The following is a 24,481-nucleotide window of genomic DNA, read 5'->3' as shown; positions in this document are numbered from 1 at the left end:
GCATCCTCTCACGCTTTAAGGAGGGAGCCCATTGGACATTCTATTTGAAAATCCGCTACTAATTGCGATTATCATCGGTATCATCTCTGCTGTCTTTGGGAAAATCGGCAAACAAGAGGAGAATGAACAAAAGAACCAGCAAAACAAGTCGGCTCCTCAGCGTAAGCCAATGCCCCACAATCAGCAAACAAAACAAAAAAGTCCAGACCTCGTCGTGACGGACCAACTAGACGATTTTGGCGATGTACATGATCATGGCGGGATGAAGAAAAACACATCGCAGTCCTTACAAGATCGCTATACGGATACACTTGCTGAAATGGAAGAAAGAAAAAGCGAGTTAAACAAAGAGTTTCAATCGCTTGAAAGGCAGCTGACAAGGCCGAAAGCCTCAGCTGTGGAAATGAAGCCGCACATCATTGATAAGCTCAACCAAAACACTGTTGTTCAAGGCATGCTTCTTGGCGAAGTGTTTGGAGCGCCCCGCGCTAAAAAACCGCATCGAACGATGAAACGGCCATATAAAAGGTAAGAAGAAAGCTCCCTTGTAAAAGGGGGCTTTTTTTGCGTAAACGATGAACAGGCTGTTTTACGGGATTCATTAGCATGATATGAACCGCTGAGGAATAGGATGATATAGAGACTTTCTCATCAGTCTCACCATCTTTCAGTTTGATCTCATACACATGAGGTGGGAAGGGGTTCTTATTGAATGGGAAAAAGAAAAAATCGACTTAAAGCATGGCTGACAAGAACACTTGAAATCCCTCCGGACGTGATGATGGATCTTCCCCGTATTACGATGGTTGGCAGACTCCACATTTACATAGAGAACCATAAAGGGCTTTTACTTTTCAGTGATCAAGAGGTAAGGCTTATGCTCAAACAAGGACAATGCATTATTTCAGGGAAAGACTTTGTGATTAAAACGATTTTGCCAGAAGAGATCTTATTAGAAGGGAAAATCGATGAGGTCCGTTACATTGATTCTTAACTGACGGAGGGGAGAAGCGTGAAAAATAAATGGTTTGCCTATTTTATTGGCAGAGTGGAAGTGGAGATCAAAGGAAACGGCATTGAGCGGCTTATGAATGAGTGCACGAGACAGGGGATCACAATTTTTCAAGTGAGCCGCCGTCAGGACAGCGTGCGCTTATTTATTCGCTTATCAGATGTACATGCCTTTAGAAAATTACGTAGACATCATAAGGTGAAATGTTCATTTCATCAAAAGAAGGGTTTTCCATTTCTTCTTATGTGGTCAAGGAAGAATATTGGGTTCACCCTTGGGATTGTTTTCTTTCTGGTGACGATATTGGCTCTTTCAAACATGGTGTGGAAAATTGATATCACAGGTGCAAACCCAGAGACAGAGCATCAGATGAGAAAGCATTTAGACGACATTGGGGTACAAAAAGGCCGTTTTCAGTTTCTTATGGGGACACCTGAAAAAATTCAAAAATCCCTGACAACCAATATTAAAAGCATTACATGGGTCGGCGTTGAATTAAACGGTACGACATTTCAAATGAAAGTCGTTGAAAAAAATGAGCCTGAAAAAGAGAAATATACGAGTCCTCAGCACATCGTTGCTAAGAAAAAGGCCGTCATCACGAGGATGTATGTAGAAAAAGGAGAGCCGCTAGCCGCGGTCGATGAACATGTGAAAAAAGGGCAGATGCTCGTCTCAGGACTAATTGGCAGTGAAGATCAACAAAAAACGGTAGGAGCCAAAGCGAAAATCTATGGTGAAACATGGTATCGTTCTGAAGTTTCTGTCCCTCTTCGAACATCTTTTGACGTCTTTACGGGTAAAATGAAGACAAAGCACAAGCTCTCCGCATTTGGAGGTTCACTACCATTTTGGGGATTTTCCTTTAAAAAAGATGATTTTGAGCAGCCAAAAATAGAAACAGAAGAACATCCACTTCATTTCTTAAACTTCCAGCTGCCATTCTCCTATGAAAAGGAAATCACACGTGAAAGTGAAAAAATCAATCGAGAATACACAAATAAAGAAGCAGTTCAAGCAGGGATTAAAATAGGTAGAAAAGAATTAGAAGAGAAGCTAGGTCAAACAGGTGAGGTGAAAAGTGAAAAAGTTTTGCACGAGACAACAGGGAATGGTAAAGTTAAGTTAATCATCCTTTACCAAGTAATAGAAGATATTGTTCAACCAACACCTATTGTTCAGGGAGACTAGAGAATGACAGAACATTTACTTGAGATTCAACAAAAATTGGATAGCCCAAACGAAGCCATCGCTTTATTTGGCAATCAAGATGCTTATCTGAAACTGATGGAAAACGAGCTGAATGTCTCCATTATTACACGTGGAGAGAAAGTGTATGTTTCTGGTCAGGAAGCATCAAGAGATACAGTGAGCCAGTTGATTACATCTCTCTTACATCTCATCCGTAAAGGAATCGAGATTTCTGAACGGGATGTCGTCTATGCGATTAAAATGGCGCAAAAAAACAAGCTGAATTATTTTGAGAATATGTATGAAGATGAAATTACGAAAAATGCCAAAGGTAAGTCGATCAGGGTGAAAACGATCGGTCAGCGTGAATATGCTGCGGCGATGAAGAAAGATGACCTCGTCTTTGGGATTGGGCCTGCTGGTACAGGTAAAACGTATTTGGCGGTTGTTAATGCGGTACATGCTCTGAAAAATGGACATGTGAAACGGATTATCCTGACAAGACCAGCCGTTGAGGCAGGAGAGAGTCTTGGCTTTTTGCCAGGCGATCTAAAGGAAAAAGTAGATCCTTATTTAAGACCACTATATGATGCCTTGCATGATGTGCTTGGCAGTGATCATACGGAACGTTTAATTGAGCGCGGTGTCATTGAAATAGCGCCTCTCGCCTATATGAGAGGGCGGACGCTCGATGATGCATTTGTGATTTTAGATGAAGCGCAGAATACAACGCCAGCCCAAATGAAAATGTTTTTGACGAGACTAGGGTTTGGCTCTAAAATGGTCATTACAGGAGATATTACACAAATTGATCTGCCAAAGGGCATGCAGTCAGGCCTTGCGGCTGCAAAGGACATGCTTGCAGAGATCAAGGGCATCTCATTCATTGAATTAGACCAGACAGATGTGGTCAGACACCCGCTTGTGGCGAAGATCATTGGCGCATACGAAAAGCAAAAATGAACTGAGTGACCCGATCGTCTTCATCGGGTCATTTTGTTTCGATCGTGGTTTAAAGTAAAAAAGGAGGTACTTTCCTTGAGAAAGAATCAGAAAGGCAGTAAGCGCAAAAGACTGCTGTCTAAAAAAGAACCTCAGAAAATGGAGCGCTCACGTTATTTAAACGTTTTGCTATACGCTGGTCTAGCAGCCATTCTGTTCGTGGTGCTCTTCTTCCATGTAAAGCCTGAATCGCTCGACTTAGATTTGTTTTCAGTGAGCGAACAGACCATCTATTCTCCGTCAACCGTCGATGATCAAGAAGCGACAGAAGAAAAGAAGCAAGAAGCAACGGATCAAGTAGAAGATCAGTATACGCTCAAAAAAGCATATTCTGACAATCGTGTTGACCTCATCTCATCCCTCTTTGAAGCCATTAAAGAAGAGAAGAAAGCCGCTGATGAAAAAGAGAACCCGCCAACAGATCAAGAAATGGTCAAGCGTGTAAAAGAAAAACTCACAACAGATATGCAGGAAGCTGTTTCGGATCAATCCATCAAAGCACTGCTCCAAGCAAGTGACGAAAATCTCTCTTTTACTAAGGATTCCATCATCACAGTGGTGAATTCACTGATGAGTAAAGAAATCACAGCAGCTAAGTTACAAGATGAGAAAAAACAAGTGAAAACAGAGCTTGAAAACAATTCGATTCCTTCAAAATATTTAAATGCAGCGAAAGAAATCGGTGAATTTGCGATTATTCCAAACTATGTATTTGACCCAGTGGCAACAGAGAAGAAAAGGCAAGAAGCAGCTGATAATATTCAGCCGGTTCAAATCAAGCAAGGGCAAATTTTAGTGGAGGAAGGGGAACTGATCGACCGTGAAGTTTATCGCAAATTAGAGCTGACCGGCCTGTTAAACAGCTCAAATTTGTTTAAGCCTGTAAGCGGTCTTATGATATTGATCGGCCTTTTCTTAGCGGCGATTATTCACACATTAGAAACGAGGAAAAAATCGCTCGTCCATAAGAATAAATCGTTACTGCTTTACTCGCTTATTTTCACCATTATTTTAATCATCATGGAAGTATTCAGTCTCTTCCAGGAAACGAAATACACGACGATAGGCTATGTCGTGCCAGTTGCGCTTGGGACGATGCTGATCAAGCTGCTGATCAATGAGCGGTTAGCGATCTTCTCTGGCCTTGTATTTGCCCTTTGCGGCAGTATGATGTTTAATCAAGGAGTAACCGGCGTCTTTAACTATGTTATCTGTGCTTATTATCTCATTAGCGGGATGGCGGGCATTTTGTTTTTGAGAAAACATAACGCGAGATCGAAAATTTTGCAGGCAGGGCTTTTGGTGGCTTTGACGAATGTTCTTGTGGTTTTATCAATCACGCTGATCCAAAACTCCTCTCCGTCAGGACTTGAAATCGGTGTGAACCTCATGATGGCGATTGTGTCAGGGTTTGCATCAGCTATTTTGGTTATTGGGTTAATGCCTGTCTTTGAAAGCATGTTTGGCATTCTTTCGACAATGAAGCTGATTGAATTATCGAATCCAAATCATCCGCTGCTCAAAAAGATTTTAACAGAGACACCAGGTACATATCATCATAGTGTCATGGTGGCGAATTTAGCGGATGCTGCTTGTGAAGCAGTCGGCGCAAACGGGCTTTTAGCGAGGGTCGGCGCTTATTATCATGACATTGGGAAAACGAAAAGACCGCAATACTTTATTGAAAACCAAATGAACATTGATAATCCGCATGACAAGCTTTCCCCACAGCTGAGTAAAAATATTATTATTGCCCATACGACAGATGGTGCTGATATGCTGAGAGAAAAGAAGTTTCCTGAAGAGCTTGTCGATATTGCAGAACAGCACCACGGGAAATCTCTTTTAAAGTTCTTCTACTACAAAGCAAAAGAACGTGATGATCAGGTGACAGAAGAAGAATTTCGTTATCCTGGTCCAAAACCGCAATCAAAAGAAGCGGCGATCATTTCTGTGGCTGACAGCGTTGAAGCTGCGGTTCGGTCAATGCATAATCCAAATCCAGAGCGGATTGAAAAACTTGTCAAAGGCATTATTTCAGATAAAATGCAGGACGGGCAATTTAGTGAATGTGATCTGACATTTAAAGAATTAAATATTATTAGCCAAACGATTTGTACAACATTAAAGGGGATTTTCCATTCTCGGATTGAATATCCAGATGCCCCGAAACAGAAGGTGAAGTAAATGACATTGTTAATCGATTTAATAGATGAAACAGGACAAGTATCAAAAGAGCATCTTGAAGAAATGGAAAAGCTTCTTCAATTTGCTGCGGATGCCCTTGAGGTAAAAGATCAAGCGGAAGTATCAGTGTCGATCGTCTCGAATGAAGAAATTCATCAAATCAACAAAGAATACAGGGGAAAGGACGCACCAACAGATGTGATCTCCTTTGCACTTGAGGAAGAAGGAGAAGGTGAGATTGAGATCATTGGCGCGGGCGACATCCCGCCGGTACTCGGTGACATTATCATTAGTGTTGATCGAACGAAAGAGCAGGCAGAAGAATATGGACATTCCTTTATGAGAGAGCTTGGCTTCTTAACGATTCATGGTTTCCTTCATTTACTTGGTTATGATCATATGACAGAGGAAGATGAGAAAGAAATGTTCGCCAAACAGACAAAAATTCTGGATGATTATGGCCTTTCGAGATCATCGTAAGAAACGCAGCCCGCTTGCCCGTTTTTTTCGGAGTTTTTATTATGCATTTAGAGGAATCTGGCGAACTTTCTTGAATGAACGGAATTTTCGATTTCATACAGTCGCAGCCATCATCGTGGTGATCTGCGGCTTTTGGTTTCACATTGAACCGGTCGAATGGATGATCGTGCTTCTTTTATGTGGGGGAATCTTTGCACTTGAACTTGTCAACACAGCCATTGAACATACAGTGGATCTTATGACAGAAGAAAAGCACCCGCTTGCAGAAAGAGCAAAGGACGCTGCAGCAGGCGCTGTTTGCGTTTACGCCGCGATTTCGGTTATGATTGGGTTGATGATCTTCCTGCCGAAGATCATGCAATAGAACAATATTACTATTTATTAACATTTTTAGAAATGGGCGTGAAAATGTCACGTGAATTATGTAAAATATAAATGTGACAGTGGGTCCATTTCTTCTGAAAGTGGGAACTAGGAATGAACAAACAAGAGTTGATTTCAGAAGCAATCAAAGCAAGAGATTTTGCATATGTACCCTATTCAAAATTCAAAGTCGGTGCAGCATTATTGTCGAATGATGGAAAAGTGTATGGCGGCTGCAACATTGAAAATGCAGCATATGGCATGTGTAATTGTGCGGAAAGAACAGCACTTTTTAAAGCTTATTCAGAAGGCATCACATCTTTTCAAATGCTTGCAGTAGTGGCTGATACAGATCGACCTGTTTCACCGTGCGGCGCATGCAGACAGGTCATTTCAGAGCTATGTGCACCTGATATGCCAGTGATCCTAACAAACTTAAAAGGACATATATACGAAACAACAGTAAACGAACTATTGCCAGGCGCATTTTCACCGGAGGATTTAAATGACTAACGAAAGCTTCAAATCAGGATTTGTATCAATTATTGGAAGACCAAATGTAGGTAAATCAACCTTTCTTAATCGTGTCATTGGACAAAAAATTGCCATTATGAGTGATAAGCCCCAAACGACGCGAAACAAAGTTCAAGGTGTCTTGACAACCAACACGTCACAAACGATTTTTATCGATACACCAGGCATTCATAAACCTAAGCATAAGCTAGGTGATTTTATGATGAGGGTGGCTCAAAATACACTGAAGGAAGTCGACCTGATCTTGTTTATGATCAACGCAAAGGAAGGTTATGGCAAAGGTGATGAATTCATCATTGAACGACTAAAGCAAACATCTACACCGGTGTTCCTTGTCGTGAATAAAATTGATCAAATTCACCCAGATGAACTGTTCCTTTTAATTGATGAATACCGCACACGTTATCCGTTTAAGGAAATTGTGCCAATTTCAGCTCTTGAGGGCAACAACATTGATACGCTTCTTCAGCAAATTGAAGGTTATCTTCCAGAGGGCCCTCAATTTTATCCAGCAGATCAAGTAACAGATCATCCAGAGCGGTTTATTATTTCTGAATTAATTCGTGAAAAAGTGCTGCATTTAACGAGAGAAGAGATTCCTCACAGTATTGCGGTTGCGATCGAATCAATTAAGCCAGATGAAAATGGCAAGATCCATGTGGCGGCGACCATTGTCGTAGAACGTGATTCACAAAAAGGGATCGTTATTGGTAAACGAGGCAGCTTATTAAAAGAAGTGGGACAAAAAGCGCGCAGAGATATTGAAGCACTTCTAGGCTCAAAAGTATACCTGGAGCTTTGGGTAAAAGTTCAGAAGGACTGGCGTAATAAATCCACTCACTTGCGTGACTTCGGATTTAGAGAAGACGAATATTAAAAATCGCTGCATTTGTCATAAAATCTGACAATGGTGCGGTTCGATTAGTAAAAATTGTTTATCATGAAATGGAGGTAGCCTGGTCAAGATAAAGTTAATATGTTGGATGTAGCGTTGCTGCTTCTAATAAAGAAAGGTGGGGTTTTTATGTTGAATTTTACATGGAACGTATTTTCACAAACAGGAAGCGTTGACACGTATCTGCTTTTCAAAGAGTTAGAAAAGGAGAACCTGGAAAGACCCGATGTACTTGAAGAAGAGATAGCACGATTTGATTTTCCAATCTTATAATTCTTGACCCCCTCCAACGCTCGGAGTGTAGACAAATGCTCATTAAAAGTGAAGGAATCGTTCTTAGAACAACAGATTATGGCGAAACAAACAAAATTGTCACGCTGCTCACTAGAGAGCATGGGAAAATTGGTGTGATGGCAAGAGGTGCTAAAAAATCAAACAGCCGCCTGTCAGCCATAAGCCAGCCGTTTTTATACGGAACCTTCCTTATCCAATCATCAACAGGACTTGGAACGCTCCAGCAAGGTGAAATGATCGAAAGCATGCGGGCCATCCGGGAAGATTTATTTCTGACTGCATATGCCGCATATATGACAGAATTACTCGATAAAGGAACGGAGGAAAAGAAGCCAAACCCTTATTTGTTTGAGCTCCTTCTTCAATCTTTACGTCATCTCAATGAAGGCACAGATGCTGATATTATTTTATTTATTGTAGAGGTTAAAATGTTATCAGTGATGGGGATGAAGCCTGAACTGGATCAATGTGTACACTGCGGTCAAAAAGAAGGGCAGTTCCATTTCTCGATTAGAGATAACGGATTTATTTGCCAAAATTGCTTTTCTAAAGATCCATATAAACTGCCCTTATCCCCAGCAGCTGCAAGACTGCTTCGTTTGTTTCATTATTTTGATTTATCAAGGCTTGGTCAAGTTGACGTGAAACCGCAGACTAAACAAGAAATTCGTCAAGTGCTGGATCACTACTATGACGAGTATTCAGGCCTTTATTTAAAATCAAAAAAATTCATGAATCAGATGGAATCCATGAAAAAGCTAATGGGTGACGAAAACAAAAGTTGACATCTTCCATGACTTTTTGTAAGATCATCTAAGATAAAATATGTTGCATTGACAGAAAGAAGTACTTACGTATAATCCATAAAAGCGACCTTAGGACGGTGTAAGCTAAGGATGGAGGCGTAACGAAAGGCATTCTTGAGCAACGTAAAACAAAGCGGCTGGGTGCTACGACACCAGCAAATAGGGTGGAACCGCGGGAAAAACTCTCGTCCCTATGTTTGCAAGGAACCTTGTGAGCATAGAGACGGGAGTTTTTGTGTTCTCTTATGAGGTTCTAGTCCCCACCCGCCATACATAGCGGATGGTATAGAAAAGACGGAGGTGCGATCATTGAATATTCAAGACATGATTTTGACGCTGCAAAAGCATTGGTCAAATGAAGGCTGCGTATTAATGCAAGCGTATGACACAGAAAAAGGTGCTGGAACGATGAGTCCATACACGTTCCTGCGAAGCATCGGACCAGAGCCGTGGAAGGTAGCGTATGTAGAGCCTTCTAGACGCCCGGCTGATGGCAGATATGGAGAAAATCCAAATAGATTGTATCAGCATCATCAATTTCAAGTGATCATTAAGCCATCACCTGACAATATTCAAGAATTGTATCTTGAATCATTGAAGGCGCTTGGCATTGACCCGTTGAAACATGATATTCGTTTTGTTGAAGACAACTGGGAAAATCCATCTCTTGGCTGTGCAGGGCTCGGCTGGGAAGTCTGGCTTGATGGCATGGAAATTACGCAATTTACGTATTTTCAGCAAGTCGGCGGCTTAGAATGTAAGCCAGTTTCTGTTGAAATCACATACGGTATTGAACGTCTTGCCTCTTACATCCAAGACAAAGAAAATGTCTTTGACCTTGAATGGACAGACGGATTTACTGTAAGAGATTTATTCTTAATGGCTGAATATGAGCACTCTGTTTATACATTTGAAACATCTAATACTGACATGCTGTTCGATTTATTTACAACCTATGAGAAAGAAGCACATAGCCAAATGGACAAAGGACTTGTTCACCCGGCATACGATTATGTACTCAAATGTTCTCATACGTTTAACTTGCTCGACGCAAAGGGCGCTATATCTGTCACTGAGCGAACCGGCTATATTGGAAGAGTACGTCAGTTAGCGCGAAAAGTGGCTAAAACGTATTACGAAGAACGAGAAAAACTTGGATTTCCTATGTTAAAAGAGGAGGCGGCTTCTCATGAATAAACAAGATGTATTACTCGAAATCGGCTTAGAAGAGATGCCGGCTCGTTTCATGCCAGAGAGCACAAAGCAGCTAGGTGAGAAAGTAAAAGCTTGGTTTGAAACGCAAAATATTTCATTCGAAGATGTTGTTTTATTCAATTCACCAAGACGCCTTGCTGTGCTCGTCAAAGGTGTCGCAGAAAAACAAGAAGACATCAAAGAAGAAGCAAAAGGCCCAGCTAAAAAGATTGCTCAAGACGCTGAAGGCAATTGGACAAAAGCGGCTGAGGGCTTTGCCCGCGGACAAGGCGCTTCAACAGAGGATCTCTATTTCAAAGAGATCAAAGGTGTGGATTATGTCCATGTCCAAAAGTTCCAAGAAGGAAAGCAAGTCAAAGACCTTCTCCCAGCGCTAGGTGAGATTGCCGCTTCATTAAGCTTTCCAAAGAACATGAGATGGGGAAGCGAAGATTTACGCTATATCCGTCCGATTAAATGGATTGTTTGCTTATTCGGGCAAGAGATCGTACCCGTTGAAATTGCAGGCGTAAAAAGCGGACGGGAGACAAGAGGACATCGCTTCCTCGGTACGACAGCCAGCATTGACTCACCTGCTTCTTATGAGCAAACATTACACGATCAATTTGTCATTGCAGATGCAGGTAAAAGAAAGCAATGGATTACTGAGCAGCTAAATGCCCTTTCTTCAGAAAAAGGCTGGGTCATTCCAGTTGATCCTGAACTTCTAGAGGAAGTCAACGATCTTGTTGAATACCCAACAGTGTTGTTTGGTTCCTTTGAAGAAGAGTTCCTTGCATTGCCGGAAGAAGTATTGGTCACGACAATGAAAGAGCATCAGCGCTATTTCCCTGTGAAAAATGAGCAAGGAGAATTGCTGCCTCATTTTATTACGGTCAGAAACGGAAACAGTGAGGCGCTGGAAAATGTCGCAAGAGGAAACGAAAAAGTACTTCGTGCGCGTTTATCAGATGCTGCATTCTTCTATAAAGAAGACGAAAAACTAGTCATTGAAGACAATATTAAAAAGCTTGATAAGGTTGTATTTCATGAGAAGCTTGGAACAATTGGTGACAAGCTGAAGAGAGTGACAGATATTGCGACCCGCCTAGCAGCGCATGTCAGCACAGATGACGAAACAACAAAACGTGTCGCAAGAGCAGCAAGTATTTCTAAGTTTGACCTTGTGACTCAAATGGTCTATGAATTCCCAGAATTACAAGGAATCATGGGTGAGAAATATGCAAAAGCACTTGGCGAACACGAAGAAGTCGCAAAGAGCATAAACGAACACTACATGCCGCGTTTTGCCGGTGACAAGGCGCCTTCGACTCTGATTGGTGCGATTGTCGCAGTAGCGGATAAACTAGATTCTATTTGTTCGTTCTTTTCAATTGATGTGATTCCAACGGGTTCTCAAGATCCTTATGGACTCAGAAGACAAGCGAGCGGTATCGTTCAAATCCTGCTCGACCGTCATTGGAATATTTCATTTAAAGAGCTGTTAGCACTTGCTCAAGTAGAGGCAGAACATGAAGCTGCTCTGATTGAGTTTTTGACGCAGCGTTTAAAATATGTCCTCCAAGCAGAGCATATCCGTCATGATGTGGCCGATGCAGTGCTTGATGTTGAAAATATTGAGCCTTATGCGGTCGTGAAAAAAGCAGCTGTTCTTGAAGAGAGCGTGAAACAAGAAAGCTTCAAAGAAACGGCTGAGGCACTTGGCCGCGTCATTTCAATCAGTAAAAAAGGGGAAGATGTAGAGATTCAGCCTGCACTGTTTGAAAATGAGCACGAGCAAAAGCTATTTGAGGCGTATCAGCAAGTAGAGAAAGCTGTTAAGGGACATGTGGCAGCAGGAGAATACAACTTAGCACTTGAGGCGTTAAATACCTTAAAAGCGCCGATTGTTCATTATTTCGATCACACAATGGTTCATGCGGATGATGAAAAACTGAAGCAAAATCGTTTGGCACAGATGGTCAAGCTAGCCAAAGTCATTCAATCATTTGCGAATATGAACAATTTAATTGTAAAATAAATACCTAAGAACGGTTGCCTTTTGAGAAGGGCAATCGTTTTTTACTCATTTAATTCACGGTTTTTGAGCGGATTTTTGTTTCATTCGGACAAAGATGCGCTATAATATGATGAGTTATGAAAATGATATACATAAAGTAAAGATTCGCTCTCTCTATTTAAAGGTGGTGAGTACAATCGAGTTAAATAAACGGCAAGAGCAGATTTTACAGATTGTCAAAGAGAATGGTCCGATCACTGGAGAGCATATCGCCGATCGGCTGAACTTAACAAGGGCTACCCTCAGACCGGATTTAGCCATTTTAACAATGTCTGGATTTTTAGAAGCAAGGCCAAGGGTCGGCTACTTTTTTACAGGAAAAACAGGCACGCAGCTTCTGGCAGATAAGCTGAAAAAACTCCAAGTGAAAGATTTCCAATCCATTCCAGTGGTGATACATGAGAATGTTTCGGTTTATGATGCGATTTGTACGATGTTTTTAGAGGATGTGGGCACATTATTCGTTGTGGACGATCACTCTATTTTAACAGGCGTGTTATCAAGAAAAGACCTCCTTCGAGCAAGTATTGGAAAACAAGAGCTTCCATCTATACCTGTCCATATTATTATGACAAGAATGCCGAACATCACCGTTTGCCGCAAGGAAGATTTCATTATGGATGTGGCCAAGCACTTGATTGAAAAGCAAATAGACGCACTTCCTGTCATAAAAGAAACGGATAAAGGCTTTGAAGTTGTCGGCAGAATTACGAAAACAAACATGACGAAAATACTTGTTAGCTTATCGGAGAATGAAATTATCTAATTACAGAAGACTGCGAGGGGATGTTATGAGTAATCGCGTAATTTTTGTTGTATCAGATTCAGTAGGAGAAACCGCAGAGCTCGTGGTCAAAGCGGCACTTAGCCAATTTGATGGCGGTTCATCAGACCATTCAAATATTAGAAGAATCCCATATGTTGAGGATATCGGTACGATTAAAGAAGTCATTTCACTGGCGAAAGCAGATAACGGGATCGTCTGCTTTACTCTCGTTGTGCCAGAAATGCGTCAATTTTTAATAGAAGAGGCAGAAGCAAACGGAGTCGTTTACTATGACATCATTGGTCCACTTATTGATAAAATGGAGACCGCATATGGAAATGAAGCGAAACATGAGCCGGGTCGTGTACGTCAATTAGATGAGGACTATTTTAAAAAAGTAGAAGCCATTGAGTTCGCTGTAAAGTATGATGATGGCAGAGATCCAAGAGGCATTCTAAAAGCTGATATTGTGCTCATTGGTGTATCACGCACGTCCAAGACACCGCTTTCTCAATATTTGGCGCATAAGCGGCTGAAGGTAGCGAACGTTCCGATTGTTCCTGAAGTAGATCCGCCAGAAGAGTTATTCTCAGTTGATCCAAAGAAATGCATTGGCCTGAAAATTAGTCCAGACAAACTCAATCATATTCGTAAAGAACGTTTAAAATCTCTAGGTTTAAATGATCGAGCAATTTATGCGAACATCGAGCGGATTAAAGAGGAACTAGAGTATTTTGAAAAAGTGGTTGACCGAATTAACTGTCAAGTTGTCGATGTATCGAATAAAGCAGTTGAGGAAACGGCGAATGTCATTCATCAAATGCTGACCAAAAGAGGTTCCGAATAAACTCAGGATGCTCCTCCTGGGTTTTTCCTATGGTGGGAAACGGGTAAACAAAAATAATGGCATATTTGCTGCATTTGTATTATAATAAAAAATTGTGATAAAATGATTGATTTTAGGTTTAAGTTAAGTCAAGAACGAATAAACTAATATTGGCAGAAGTCAAGTGATTCTGAACATAACTTTTCGACAAAATGAGTTTTACTGTTGATTGCTTTATGGGGGAAAAGTATGGTCTTTTTGCTTCTTTAAAGCAGGAATAAGGTGGAGGGATGGAGAATTAGTCACCTGAATGAACGTAAAAGAGAGAGGACGATTTATGTCGATGCAGATGCTTGTCCTGTAAAAGACGAAATCCTTTCTGTCGCATCTCAGTTTCAAGTATCTGTGACTTTCATTGCTTCATATGAGCATTTTCAAACCAAAAGATCACCACTTGAAGATTGGCGGTTTGTAGATACACATAAGGAAGCAGCGGATTTAGTCATTGCGAACTCAGCTGCCGCACATGATATTGTCGTCACCCAAGATATTGGTCTTGCCTCCTTACTGCTTCCAAGACATGTCATTGTTCTGTCTGAAAGAGGACGGATGTACACAAACGAAACAATTGATTTTGATTTGGAACGCAGGCATGTTTCCAGCAAACAGCGAAGAAAAGGTATATACGGAAAAGGTCCCAAAAAGCTTTTGGAAGAGGATAAAAAGCGATTTATTACGCAACTACAAAAAATCCTGTCGAATCATGAAGGATTTTTGAATTAAAAGGCGAATAATGTACGACGGAGTGTTATTAGGATGAGCAAACGTATACCAGATGAACTTTTGGAGCAGATCCAAAAAAACGCAGACATTGTCGAAGTGATTGGAGAATACGTACAGCTTAGAAAACAAGGTCGAAATTACTTCGGTCTTTGTCCATTCCATGGTGAAAATACTCCTTCATTCTCTGTTTCAGCAGATAAGCAAATCTTCCATTGTTTTGGCTGTGGTGCTGGAGGTAATGTGTTTTCGTTCCTCAGACAAATGGAAGGCTACTCATTTATTGAAGCCGTTTCACATGTTGCTGATAAGTACCATATTGATTTGCCTGATCATGTAGCGAATGCTCAGATCAGTTCCTCTCAGCAAGAGGATACAGCAAATCATAAAATGATTGAGGCACATGAGCTTCTTAAGAAATTTTACCACCATTTGCTGGTAAATACAAAGGAAGGTCAAAACGCACTCGATTATTTACGGTCCAGAGGCTTTACGGATGAAACAATTGCCAAGTTTGAGATCGGGTATGCTCTTGACTCTTGGGATTTCATGACCAAGTTTTTAGAAAAACGAGGGTTTGATCCTATGATGATGGAGAAAGCTGGTCTTTTGATTCAACGAGAAAACGGCACAGGCTTTTTTGATCGTTTTAGGGATCGTGTCATGTTTCCAATTCATGATCATCACGGGACGGTCGTCGCTTTTTCCGGAAGATCACTTGGTAATCAGCAGCCTAAGTATATGAATAGTCCTGAAACGCCACTTTTTCATAAAAGTAAGCTGCTCTATCACTTTCATGACGCGCGTATGCATATTAGAAAACGCGAACGGGCGGTCCTTTTCGAAGGATTTGCTGACGTCATCTCAGCTGTCACATCTGGTGTTGGCGAAAGTGTTGCAACAATGGGTACGTCTTTAACAGAAGAGCACGTTAAACTGCTCAGACGGAACGTAGAAGAGATCATCCTCTGTTATGACTCTGACACGGCCGGATATGAAGCGACCATGAAAGCGTCAGATTTGCTTGGAAAAAGAGGATGTAAAGTTCGCGTTGCCATGATACCAGATGGACTCGATCCAGATGATTACATTCGTAAATATGGCGGCGAGAAATTTAGGAATGACATCATAGATGCAAGTGTGACATTAATGACATTTAAGATGAATTTTTTCCGAAGAGGAAAGAATTTATCAGACGAAGGAGACCGTCTTGCTTATATGAAGCAAGTTCTCCGAGAAATCAGCCGGTTAAACGGCTCCTTGGAACAAGAGATTTACATGAAACAGCTTGCTGGAGAGTTCTCGATCTCACTTGACTCATTAAAGGAACAACTGGAGCTGTTTGAAAAGCAGCAGCGGCAAGAAGCCAAAAGCACGCAGGAAGAAAGTGGGCTTGAAAAACGGCGTGCACATTTGTCAACACAGGTGAGAAGAAAGCGTCTGCGGCCGGCATATGAAAATGCAGAGAGAATGCTGCTTGCTCATATGTTAAAAAGCGATGACGTGATCCGCAAAGTGCTTGACAGAGTAGGGATTGAATTTAATATAGATACGCACAGGGCGCTGGCAACGTACATTTATGCATTGTATGAAGAAGGCAAAGAACCGACGCCGCAGCACCTGATGAACCGGTTGGAAGATGATGTGATAAGTCAGCTTCTGACGGATATATTAATGATTCAAGTTGGAGACGAACTAAGTGAAGCTGAATTAAGTGATTATGTAAAAAAAGTGTTGAATCATCGGAATTTGTCAATGATAAAGGAAAAAGAACTAGAACGTGCAGAGGCGGAGAGGCAAAAAGATTTCTTCAAAGCGGCAACACTTGCAAAAGAAATTATTCAGTTGAACCGTTCGCTGAAGTAATACGTCTAATATTTATGACAAGACTTACGGCTGGCAATGAATCCTTTAGGGGAGGAGCATAAGACCGCAAGCATCTTGCCTTCATCATTATTTATTTTATTCCTATTTGCTCATCTGTTTGATAGAGAGAGAAAAGCAGAGCGGATGCAAATCGCAAGTTACTTTAGAATTCGTTGCAAGCTTTGGAAGGAGGGATCCATAATGGCTGATAAACAAGCCCACGAAACCGAAACTGAATTAACCTTTGAACAGGTGAGAGATAAGCTCACTGAAACGGGTAAAAAACGGGGCGTTTTAACATACGAAGAAATTGCAGAGCGTATGTCTAGCTTTGAAATTGAATCAGACCAAATGGATGAATACTATGAATACTTAGGCGAACAGGGTGTAGAGCTCATCAGTGAAAATGAAGAGACAGAAGACCCAAATGTTCAGCAGCTGGCTAAAGCAGAAGAGGAATTTGACCTGAATGATTTAAGCGTACCACCAGGTGTCAAAATTAATGATCCTGTTCGTATGTACTTAAAAGAAATCGGACGCGTCAATTTGTTATCTGCTAAAGAAGAAATTACGTATGCTCAAAAGATCGAAGAAGGCGATGAGGAATCAAAAAGAAGATTAGCGGAAGCGAACCTTCGTCTCGTTGTCAGTATTGCGAAACGCTACGTCGGTCGTGGTATGCTTTTCCTTGACTTGATTCAAGAAGGAAACATGGGGCTCATGAAGGCAGTTGAGAAGTTTGATTACCGCAAAGGATACAAATTCTCAACATATGCGACTTGGTGGATTAGACAGGCGATCACGCGTGCCATTGCCGATCAGGCGAGAACAATCCGTATTCCAGTTCATATGGTGGAAACCATTAATAAATTGATCCGTGTTCAAAGACAGCTTCTGCAAGACCTAGGCAGAGAACCAACGCCAGAGGAAATTGCTGAAGACATGGATTTAACCCCAGAAAAGGTAAGAGAAATTCTTAAAATTGCACAAGAGCCTGTCTCTTTAGAAACACCTATTGGTGAAGAAGATGACTCGCATCTTGGTGATTTTATTGAAGACCAAGAGGCGACGTCTCCATCTGACCATGCTGCATACGAATTGTTGAAAGAGCAGCTTGAAGATGTATTAGACACGCTAACGGACCGTGAAGAAAATGTGCTGAGACTACGTTTCGGACTAGATGACGGAAGAACACGCACGTTAGAAGAGGTTGGAAAGGTGTTTGGCGTAACAAGAGAGCGTATCCGCCAAATTGAAGCGAAAGCTCTTCGTAAATTAAGACACCCAAGCAGAAGTAAACGATTAAAAGACTTCTTAGAATAGAAACCGGACGGATCTTGAAAGAGATCCGTTCTTTCTTCATCAAAATGAAAACGCTTTTTTCAATCTGATTATATTTTACTGAATAACAAATGAATTTGCAACGTTCTTAGAGAAAAGATGTATAAAAAATACATCAAAATGTGCTGCAGGCTTCATTTCTCATCATGATTCATTTTTGTCTAATCTGTGAACTTGACCAAAGTTTTGTATCATAATTCGTTTACTTTTTGTAAAATTAAAGTAGAATTAGAATTGTTTGCATAGTCTCAAAGGGGTTTTTCACAAAGGGGAGGATGAAAGAAATGAAACGGAATCCACTTATACCATTTTTATTGATTGCCATTTTAGGAATTGGACTCACTTTTTTCTTATCAATGAAGGGGCTGAAGGATGAAGAAAAAATTGCCTCTGGTGGCGAAGAGCAAAAGCAAGAGGAGACAGCAAATGCGACGCCGGAAGAATTGTATAAGCAAAACTGTCTGAGCTGTCATGGGGAAAACTATGAAGGCGGCGCAGGTCCTGCATTAAAAGGTGTTGGTGACAAGCTTGAAGTGGCAGACATCAAGAAGAAAATTCAAGAAGGCGGAAACGGGATGCCAGGCGGGCTGATTCCGAATGAAAAGCTAGATGAAATGTCAGAATGGGTTTCCAAAATTAAATAATGTGACGCAAAAAGCTCTTTTTGATAAGAAGAGCTTTTTTCATTTGAAAACGACTTTTAAAAAGTCCATAATTTATATAAGATAGACAAGGGATGAACATTAAAGAAAAGTAGTGATATGTATGAATGAAATGAATTTATCGAAACGATTAAAAAGAGTTGCAGACTTTTTACCAAATGAGGCTGTCTTTGCTGATATCGGCTCAGATCATGCCTATTTGCCATGCTATGCGATATTACATCAAAAAGCAGTAAAAGCCATTGCTGGTGAAATTACAGATGGACCGCTCCAATCTGCGAAGCAGCAAGTACATAGACTTGAATTAGATGAACAGATCTCGGTCAGAAAAGGAAATGGCCTTGAAGTCATTGAAAAGGGCGAAGTGAATGCAGTCACGATTGCAGGTATGGGCGGAGCACTCATCGCAAGCATTTTAAATGACGGCAAGCATAAGCTCACAGGCCGCGAGCGGCTCATTCTTCAGCCAAATATCCATGCTCACCACATTCGTTTATGGCTCTATCAAGAGGGGTATGAATTGATGGGTGAAGTCATTTTAGAAGAGGATGGCAAAATATACGAAATCATCATCGCCGAAAAAGGCGACAAAGATAAAGCCTATGAAGGAATGTCAGTAGAAACAGGCATGCTAGTTGGTCCGTTTCTTGCGAAAGAGCAAAATGACGTCTTCCGGCGCAAGTGGATGCAAGAGCTTCAGCATATGGAGAAAATAGAAGGTCAAATTCAAGAGGCAGCTCCGACAGAAGAAAACAAAGAGCGCCAGAAAGAGCTGAAAGCGAAAATAAAGATTCTAAAGGAGGTTTTGACTGTTGACTAAAACAGTAAACGGGCATGAAATCATCCAATTGTTTGAACAATTTTCACCAAAAGCATATGCCGTGGAGGGTGATAAAATTGGGCTCCAGATTGGAACATTAAATAAACAAGTCACCAATGTCATGATCACCTTAGATGTATTAGAGAATGTGGTAGATGAGGCGATTGAGCGGAATATAGATCTTATCATAGCCCACCACCCGCCGATTTTTCGTCCATTAAAAAATGTAGCGACAGATCAGCCGGCTGGACGTATCATTGAAAAGTGCATCAAACATGATATTGCGGTTTATGTGGCTCATACAAATTTAGACGTAGCGGATGGAGGAGTCAATGACTTGCTTGCTGAGGCATTAGAGCTCAAGGAAACAAGTGTGTTAGTTCCGACATATGAAGATCAAATCAAGCAGCTTGCACTTTATGTTCCAGAGGAATTTGAAGAGGCCATCAGAACGGCTTTAGGAAATGCGGGAGCTGGTCATATTGGCAACTACAGCCATTGTGCTTTTTCAAATGAAGGGACAGGCAGCTTTCTGCCATCAGAAGAAGCTGAGCCTTTTATTGGTGAGTCGGGTAAGCTGGAATTTGTGAAAGAAGTGCGGATCGAAACCATTTTCCCAGCAAGTATTGAAAAACAAGTGATTCGTGAAATGATCAAAGCACATCCTTATGAAGAAGTCGCCTACAGTGTACACACGACGGATCTTCCTCCTATTCAAAAAGGTCTCGGCCGCATTGGAGAATTAAGAGACCCTATGACTCTTGGGGAATTTACACAATTTGTAAAAGTGAAGCTAGATGTGAATGGTGCTCGTTTTGTAGGAGATCAGGAAGCGGTTGTGAAAAAGGTAGCTGTGCTTGGCGGAGACGGAAATAAATACATCCATCAAGCGAAAAGAATGGGTGCCGATGTGTATGTGACAGGAGACCTTTATTTTCATGTCGCCCACGATGCAATGATGCTCGGACTAAACGTAGTGGACCCAGGTCATTACGCAGAAAAGATCATGAAAGAGGGCGTGAAAGCGAAGCTTCAATCGCTATGTACGGATCAAAAGTATGATGTACAGCTCTTTGTGTCAGAATCAAACACAAACCCATTTCAGTTTATGTAAAAAAACGTCAGAGCACAGCAGCTCTGACGTTTTTTTATTTCTTCGTTTTTACGCGAGGTAATATTTTAGAAAGAGGAACAGCGTGTTCAACCTTCCAAGTCGATTCATTGTCCGGTTCATAGTTTTCTAGGAAGCGAATGACTTCTTTTGTAATAGGTGTTGGTGTTGAAGCACCAGCAGTCACGGCAACGGTTTTTACGCCTTGCAGCCATTCCAGCTTGAGCTCACTTAGGTCACCAATACGGTAAGCCTGTGTACCTGCAATCTCCATTGACACTTGTGCTAGACGGTTGGAGTTATTACTTTTCGGATCGCCGACCACAATGGTGAGATCAGCTTGCCCAGCTTGCTGTGAAACAGCTTCCTGACGTACTTGTGTCGCAAGACAAATTTCTTGATGGTATTCAACGTGCGGATATTTCTCCTTAATGAGCTCCATCAAATCATAGACATCCCACTGTGACATCGTCGTCTGATTGGTAATGAGCAGCTTATCTGACGTTAAATCCAGCGCCTCAATGTCAGCTTCTGTTTCAACAAGGTGCACTTTGTCTGGTGCAACTCCGACAGCTCCTTCTGGCTCAGGGTGACCTTTTTTCCCAATATAAATAATGTCATACCCATCGGCAGTTTTTTCTGAAATGAGTTCATGTGTTTTCGTTACATCTGGACAGGTCGCGTCAATGGCTACAAGGCCTTTTTCTTCTGCGATTTGGCGAACCTCGGGAGAAACGCCGTGGGCGGTGAAAATCACCGTTCCGCTTTCAACCTGCTTTAAAATGTCCAAGCGATTTGGTCCGTCCAGTGTGTAGATCCCATCTTCTTCAAAGGCATCTGTTACATGTTTGTTATGCACAATCATACCTAATATATAAATTGGGCGTGGCAAGTTTTTATCCAGTGCGGCATTTTTAGCAATGACCATTGCATCCACAACGCCATAGCAATAGCCACGCGGCGATATTTTAATCACATTCATTTATTCGTCCTCCTGTAGGGAAGTGCTGCTAGAGAAGAACAATATAAAAAGCCGTAAAAAACGGCTTTTTATCATTCTCTTCCTTCCATTATAGCCAAAGTAAGCGCATATATCAAAGATTGTTATACGCGGTAACCACTTCGCCTTTCAAAGATTACTAGACATATAGTTTTGGAACAGAACTGCCAGCTCTTTTTTTCGGCTTTGCTTCAGGAGCAGGTGATGTGAGTGCAGCTGTTTTTTTGACAAGAATGTCCTCTGGTTCTTCATCTTCTTTTATTTCCTCTGCCTCATCAACTGGTGCTGTTTGTTCATGCGTAACTTCTGTTTCCTCGCCGAGTTCTTTTGGTTCTGCGTCTGCATCATTCACATTCGTTTCATCATCATCCGCACTGCCAAGCTGGCTGTACAGCTTAATCATCGCAGGCAGATTTCTCACTAAAGGGCCGTATTGCTGAATCATTGGTGTGAATTGCTGCGCCATTCCGAGCACTTTTTGAACATTTCCTAACATGCTTGAGAGAGTCGCAGGATTTGTGAAGCTCTGGATTCCTTGTAATCCCGCACCACCTCCAGAGACCCCTGCTCCCCCGGCTCCAGGAAGGAATTTAGCGAGCATGCCTTTAATTCCAGCTCCGCCGCCTAGTGCACGGCTCTCGCCCCCTGGAATACCGCCCATCCCATGTAAACCGCCGCCCTGTACAGACGGAGAGCGAGGCATCATTTGTTGAAATTGATTCCCTTGCCCTTGAAAAGGCTGTTCGATCGGAGCCTGCTGTCTCCTTTGGAAAATCCCGGGCTGTCCGCCATTTCCAAGGTGCCGGCGTGAGGGACGATGCGGCTGAAAATCGCCCATAGGCCTTTGCCCTAACATACTTGTACCTCCCTTACTGCATTCTCTTTCTCTTCATAGGTTATGCAAAGAAGCATCAATTGGTTTCCTGTAAGAAAAGCGGACATGGTTTTTTTGTTGAAAATCAGCTATAATGAGGAGATGAGCAAAAAGGCATTGCCTTAAGGAGTGAAAACATGAAAGAAACGAAATTTACGACATATGAATTAAAGCCTTTTATTATAGATGCTATTCATGAACTGGGCTTTTATGAGCCAACTGATATTCAAAGAAGAATCATCCCTGCTGTTTTAAAAGGAGAAAGCGTCATTGGTCAATCACAAACAGGAACAGGAAAAACCCATGCGTACTTATTGCCGCTTATTCATTCAATCGATCCAGGCAAAGAGCAAGTACAAGTGGTGATTACTGCACCAACACGAGAATTAGCCAATCAAATTTTCAAAGAAGCCCAAACGATCTTAAAGAATACTTCTCCGGAAGAAGAAATTAAAGCAAAGCTTTACATTGGCGGAACGGACAAGCAGAAATCCATTCAAAAGCTAAAGAACCAGCCGCATTTGGTTGTCGGCACTCCTGGACGTATTGCTGATCTTATTCATGAGCAAGCGCTGAATGTATACAAAGCGACTTCTCTTGTTATTGATGAAGCGGATTTAATGCTGGATATGGGATTTTTAGAAGATGTGGACCGTATTGGTGCACAAATGCCAGAAAAGCTGCAAATGCTTGTGTTCTCAGCAACCATTCCGGAAAAATTAAAGCCTTTCCTTAAAAAATATATGGACAATCCAAAGTATGCCCATGTTGAACCAAGACGTATTACCGCTGAAAACATTCAGCATATTTTAGTCCCGTCTAAACAACGTGACAAATTAAAATTGCTGCATGAGATGGTGACAAATGTACAGCCTTATTTAGGAATCATTTTTGCCAATACAAAATCAACCGTTGATGAAATTGCTTCATTCCTTCAAGAAAAAGGAATGAAAATTGGTGTGCTTCATGGCGGATTAACGCCGCGCGAACGTAAAAAAGTCATGAAACAAATTGATGATTTGGAGTTCACCTATATTGTGGCGTCTGATCTTGCAGCCCGCGGAATTGATATTAAGGGCGTCAGCCACGTGATCAACTATGAACTTCCATCTGATCTTGATTTCTATGTTCACCGTGTTGGAAGAACAGCTCGAGCTGGTTCCTCTGGAATTGCGATGACCATTTATGATCTCGCTGATGAGGATGCACTTGTTCAGATTGAGAAAATGGGTGTTGTGTTTGAGAACAAAACCATTGTTCATGGAGAATGGCGAGATGCGGATGACCGTCTGAAGCGTCAAAGACGTAAAAAAGCACCAAATGAAATTGAAGAAAAAGCGAAGCGTCTTGTGAAAAAACCGAAAGCCGTCAAACCTGGATATAAAAAGAAAATGACACGTGAGATGGATAAAATCAAAAAGCAGGAACGTAGAAAGTCAAAGCGTAACGGAAAGTAGGGGGAAACATTGTTGAAGATTGGATCACATGTATCCATGAGCGGAAAACATATGCTTCTTGCAGCGAGTCAAGAAGCTGCCTCTTATGGTTCGAATACTTTTATGATTTATACAGGTGCACCACAAAATACACGCCGTAAAAAAATTGAAGACCTTAATATTGAAGCTGGACAAGCGCATATGAAAGAGCATGGCATGACAGATATCGTCGTTCATGCACCGTATATTATCAATATTGGAAACACAGTGAATCCAGCGACATTCGAGCTTGGAGTGGACTTCCTTCGCTCAGAAATAGAGCGTACGGAAGCACTTGGCGCAAAACAAATTGTTCTCCATCCAGGTGCGCATGTCGGAGCAGGGGCAGAAGCGGGAATTCAAAAAATCATCGAAGGTTTAAACGAAGTCATTGTGAAAGGGCAAGAGGTCCAAATCGCACTTGAAACAATGGCAGGCAAGGGCTCAGAGTGCGGAAGAAGCTTTGAAGAGCTTGCCCAAATTATCGACGGTGTGACACATAACGAAGCACTTTCTGTCTGCTTTGATACGTGTCACACGCACGATGCTGGTTACCCGATTGTGAGTGACTTTGACGGTGTGCTGGAAGATTTTGATCGAATCGTCGGTATTGACCGAATCAAAGTTCTTCATATTAATGACAGTAAAAACGTACAAGGCGCAAGAAAAGACCGACATGAAAATATCGGTTTTGGTGAAATTGGCTTCGATGCATTGAACTATATCGTGCATCATCCGCAGCTTCAAGATGTGCCGAAAATTCTAGAAACGCCTTATGTAGGTGAAGATAAAAAGAACAAAAAGCCACCTTACAAATTCGAAATTGAGATGCTGAAAGAAAAGCAGTTTGATGAAGGCTTACGAGAAAAAATTATGGGTCAGTAAAAAAAGCATGCAATGTGATGAGGTGCCGCTAAATGCG

General features: G+C 41.6%; 25 protein-coding genes and 1 other annotated feature. Of the genes, 23 read left to right on the top strand and 2 right to left on the bottom strand.

Features of this window, described 5'->3' with window-relative positions; all coding sequences use genetic code 11:
• The first annotated feature begins 31 nt into the window (after positions 1 to 31).
• From NPA43_RS11475 to NPA43_RS11375, 21 genes are all read left to right on the top strand, one after another.
• The gene (locus tag NPA43_RS11475) at positions 32 to 532 is read left to right on the top strand and encodes a hypothetical protein (protein WP_256498817.1); all 501 of its coding nucleotides are present in this window, start codon (positions 32 to 34) and stop codon (positions 530 to 532) included.
• A gap of 180 nt (positions 533 to 712) precedes the next feature.
• On the top strand, positions 713 to 994 hold the full coding sequence (gene yqfC, locus NPA43_RS11470) for a sporulation protein YqfC (protein ID WP_012010618.1): 282 nt from the start codon (positions 713 to 715) through the stop codon (positions 992 to 994).
• A gap of 18 nt (positions 995 to 1,012) precedes the next feature.
• Entirely contained in the window at positions 1,013 to 2,203 is a 1,191-nt protein-coding gene (gene yqfD, locus NPA43_RS11465; protein ID WP_230030404.1) for a sporulation protein YqfD, read from the top strand.
• Between the two features lie 3 nt (positions 2,204 to 2,206).
• Positions 2,207 to 3,166, top strand: a complete 960-nt coding sequence (locus NPA43_RS11460; protein ID WP_034319485.1) for a PhoH family protein — start codon at positions 2,207 to 2,209, stop codon at positions 3,164 to 3,166.
• A 114-nt stretch (positions 3,167 to 3,280) separates the two neighbouring features.
• Positions 3,281 to 5,392 carry an HD family phosphohydrolase gene (locus NPA43_RS11455; protein ID WP_370461107.1) on the top strand — a complete coding sequence of 704 codons (2,112 nt, stop codon included), beginning with the start codon at positions 3,281 to 3,283 and terminating at the stop codon, positions 5,390 to 5,392.
• Entirely contained in the window at positions 5,393 to 5,872 is a 480-nt protein-coding gene (ybeY, locus tag NPA43_RS11450; RefSeq protein ID WP_099726608.1) for an rRNA maturation RNase YbeY, read from the top strand. It begins immediately after the preceding gene.
• Positions 5,850 to 6,236 (top strand): diacylglycerol kinase family protein, encoded by a 387-nt coding sequence (locus tag NPA43_RS11445; protein ID WP_099726609.1) that lies wholly within the window; start codon positions 5,850 to 5,852, stop codon positions 6,234 to 6,236. The genes ybeY and NPA43_RS11445 overlap by 23 nt, the downstream gene beginning before the upstream one ends.
• 113 nt (positions 6,237 to 6,349) lie before the next feature.
• Positions 6,350 to 6,748 (top strand): cytidine deaminase, encoded by a 399-nt coding sequence (locus NPA43_RS11440; RefSeq protein ID WP_008356263.1) that lies wholly within the window; start codon positions 6,350 to 6,352, stop codon positions 6,746 to 6,748.
• Positions 6,741 to 7,646 (top strand): GTPase Era, encoded by a 906-nt coding sequence (gene era / locus NPA43_RS11435; RefSeq protein WP_099726610.1) that lies wholly within the window; start codon positions 6,741 to 6,743, stop codon positions 7,644 to 7,646. Before NPA43_RS11440 ends, era begins: the two co-directional genes overlap by 8 nt.
• A 147-nt stretch (positions 7,647 to 7,793) precedes the next feature.
• Entirely contained in the window at positions 7,794 to 7,937 is a 144-nt protein-coding gene (locus tag NPA43_RS11430) for a YqzL family protein (RefSeq protein ID WP_003217288.1), read from the top strand.
• A 35-nt stretch (positions 7,938 to 7,972) separates the two neighbouring features.
• Complete coding sequence (gene recO, locus NPA43_RS11425; RefSeq protein WP_060697377.1) at positions 7,973 to 8,743, top strand: DNA repair protein RecO; 771 nt, start codon at positions 7,973 to 7,975, stop codon at positions 8,741 to 8,743.
• Positions 8,744 to 8,782: 39 nt separating this feature from the next.
• Positions 8,783 to 8,960 (top strand) — a binding site (T-box leader).
• Positions 8,961 to 9,073: 113 nt separating this feature from the next.
• Positions 9,074 to 9,961, top strand: a complete 888-nt coding sequence (glyQ, locus tag NPA43_RS11420) for a glycine--tRNA ligase subunit alpha (RefSeq protein WP_003217487.1) — start codon at positions 9,074 to 9,076, stop codon at positions 9,959 to 9,961.
• Positions 9,954 to 11,999 (top strand): glycine--tRNA ligase subunit beta, encoded by a 2,046-nt coding sequence (gene glyS / locus NPA43_RS11415; RefSeq protein WP_230030403.1) that lies wholly within the window; start codon positions 9,954 to 9,956, stop codon positions 11,997 to 11,999. The genes glyQ and glyS overlap by 8 nt, the downstream gene beginning before the upstream one ends.
• A gap of 166 nt (positions 12,000 to 12,165) precedes the next feature.
• Positions 12,166 to 12,804 (top strand): transcriptional regulator CcpN, encoded by a 639-nt coding sequence (locus NPA43_RS11410; RefSeq protein ID WP_099726784.1) that lies wholly within the window; start codon positions 12,166 to 12,168, stop codon positions 12,802 to 12,804.
• A 25-nt stretch (positions 12,805 to 12,829) separates the two neighbouring features.
• Complete coding sequence (locus NPA43_RS11405; protein WP_099726612.1) at positions 12,830 to 13,651, top strand: pyruvate, water dikinase regulatory protein; 822 nt, start codon at positions 12,830 to 12,832, stop codon at positions 13,649 to 13,651.
• A 261-nt stretch (positions 13,652 to 13,912) separates the two neighbouring features.
• Positions 13,913 to 14,413, top strand: a complete 501-nt coding sequence (locus NPA43_RS11400) for a YaiI/YqxD family protein (protein WP_230030402.1) — start codon at positions 13,913 to 13,915, stop codon at positions 14,411 to 14,413.
• Between the two features lie 33 nt (positions 14,414 to 14,446).
• A complete protein-coding gene (dnaG, locus tag NPA43_RS11395; protein WP_099726614.1) occupies positions 14,447 to 16,276 on the top strand; it encodes a DNA primase in 1,830 nt (609 codons plus the stop codon).
• 201 nt (positions 16,277 to 16,477) lie between these two features.
• Entirely contained in the window at positions 16,478 to 17,599 is a 1,122-nt protein-coding gene (gene rpoD / locus NPA43_RS11390) for an RNA polymerase sigma factor RpoD (protein ID WP_008342392.1), read from the top strand.
• A gap of 302 nt (positions 17,600 to 17,901) precedes the next feature.
• Complete coding sequence (gene cccA / locus NPA43_RS11385; RefSeq protein ID WP_034319511.1) at positions 17,902 to 18,261, top strand: cytochrome c550; 360 nt, start codon at positions 17,902 to 17,904, stop codon at positions 18,259 to 18,261.
• Positions 18,262 to 18,382: 121 nt separating this feature from the next.
• The gene (locus tag NPA43_RS11380; RefSeq protein WP_099726615.1) at positions 18,383 to 19,099 is read left to right on the top strand and encodes a tRNA (adenine(22)-N(1))-methyltransferase; all 717 of its coding nucleotides are present in this window, start codon (positions 18,383 to 18,385) and stop codon (positions 19,097 to 19,099) included.
• On the top strand, positions 19,092 to 20,213 hold the full coding sequence (locus tag NPA43_RS11375) for a Nif3-like dinuclear metal center hexameric protein (protein ID WP_099726616.1): 1,122 nt from the start codon (positions 19,092 to 19,094) through the stop codon (positions 20,211 to 20,213). The genes NPA43_RS11380 and NPA43_RS11375 overlap by 8 nt, the downstream gene beginning before the upstream one ends.
• Positions 20,214 to 20,247: 34 nt before the next feature.
• Here the strand turns inward: NPA43_RS11375 and NPA43_RS11370 are convergent, their stop codons facing one another.
• Together NPA43_RS11370 and vrrA are read right to left on the bottom strand one after the other, a co-directional pair.
• Complete coding sequence (locus NPA43_RS11370) at positions 20,248 to 21,192, bottom strand: 4-hydroxy-3-methylbut-2-enyl diphosphate reductase (protein ID WP_230030401.1); 945 nt, start codon at positions 21,190 to 21,192, stop codon at positions 20,248 to 20,250.
• Between the two features lie 157 nt (positions 21,193 to 21,349).
• Entirely contained in the window at positions 21,350 to 22,066 is a 717-nt protein-coding gene (gene vrrA, locus NPA43_RS11365) for a VrrA/YqfQ family protein (RefSeq protein WP_099726618.1), read from the bottom strand.
• 155 nt (positions 22,067 to 22,221) lie between these two features.
• On the opposite strand from vrrA, the gene NPA43_RS11360 reads away from it, so the two are divergent.
• Positions 22,222 to 23,541, top strand: a complete 1,320-nt coding sequence (locus NPA43_RS11360; RefSeq protein ID WP_099726619.1) for a DEAD/DEAH box helicase — start codon at positions 22,222 to 22,224, stop codon at positions 23,539 to 23,541.
• Between the two features lie 9 nt (positions 23,542 to 23,550).
• The gene (locus NPA43_RS11355; RefSeq protein WP_230030400.1) at positions 23,551 to 24,444 is read left to right on the top strand and encodes a deoxyribonuclease IV; all 894 of its coding nucleotides are present in this window, start codon (positions 23,551 to 23,553) and stop codon (positions 24,442 to 24,444) included.
• The last annotated feature ends 37 nt before the right edge of the window (positions 24,445 to 24,481 follow it).

Source organism: Bacillus pumilus (assembly GCF_024498355.1).
GTDB lineage: Bacteria > Bacillota > Bacilli > Bacillales > Bacillaceae > Bacillus > Bacillus pumilus_P.
Note: the sequence above shows the minus strand (reverse complement) of the source record. Positions and strands in the feature narration are given on the sequence as shown.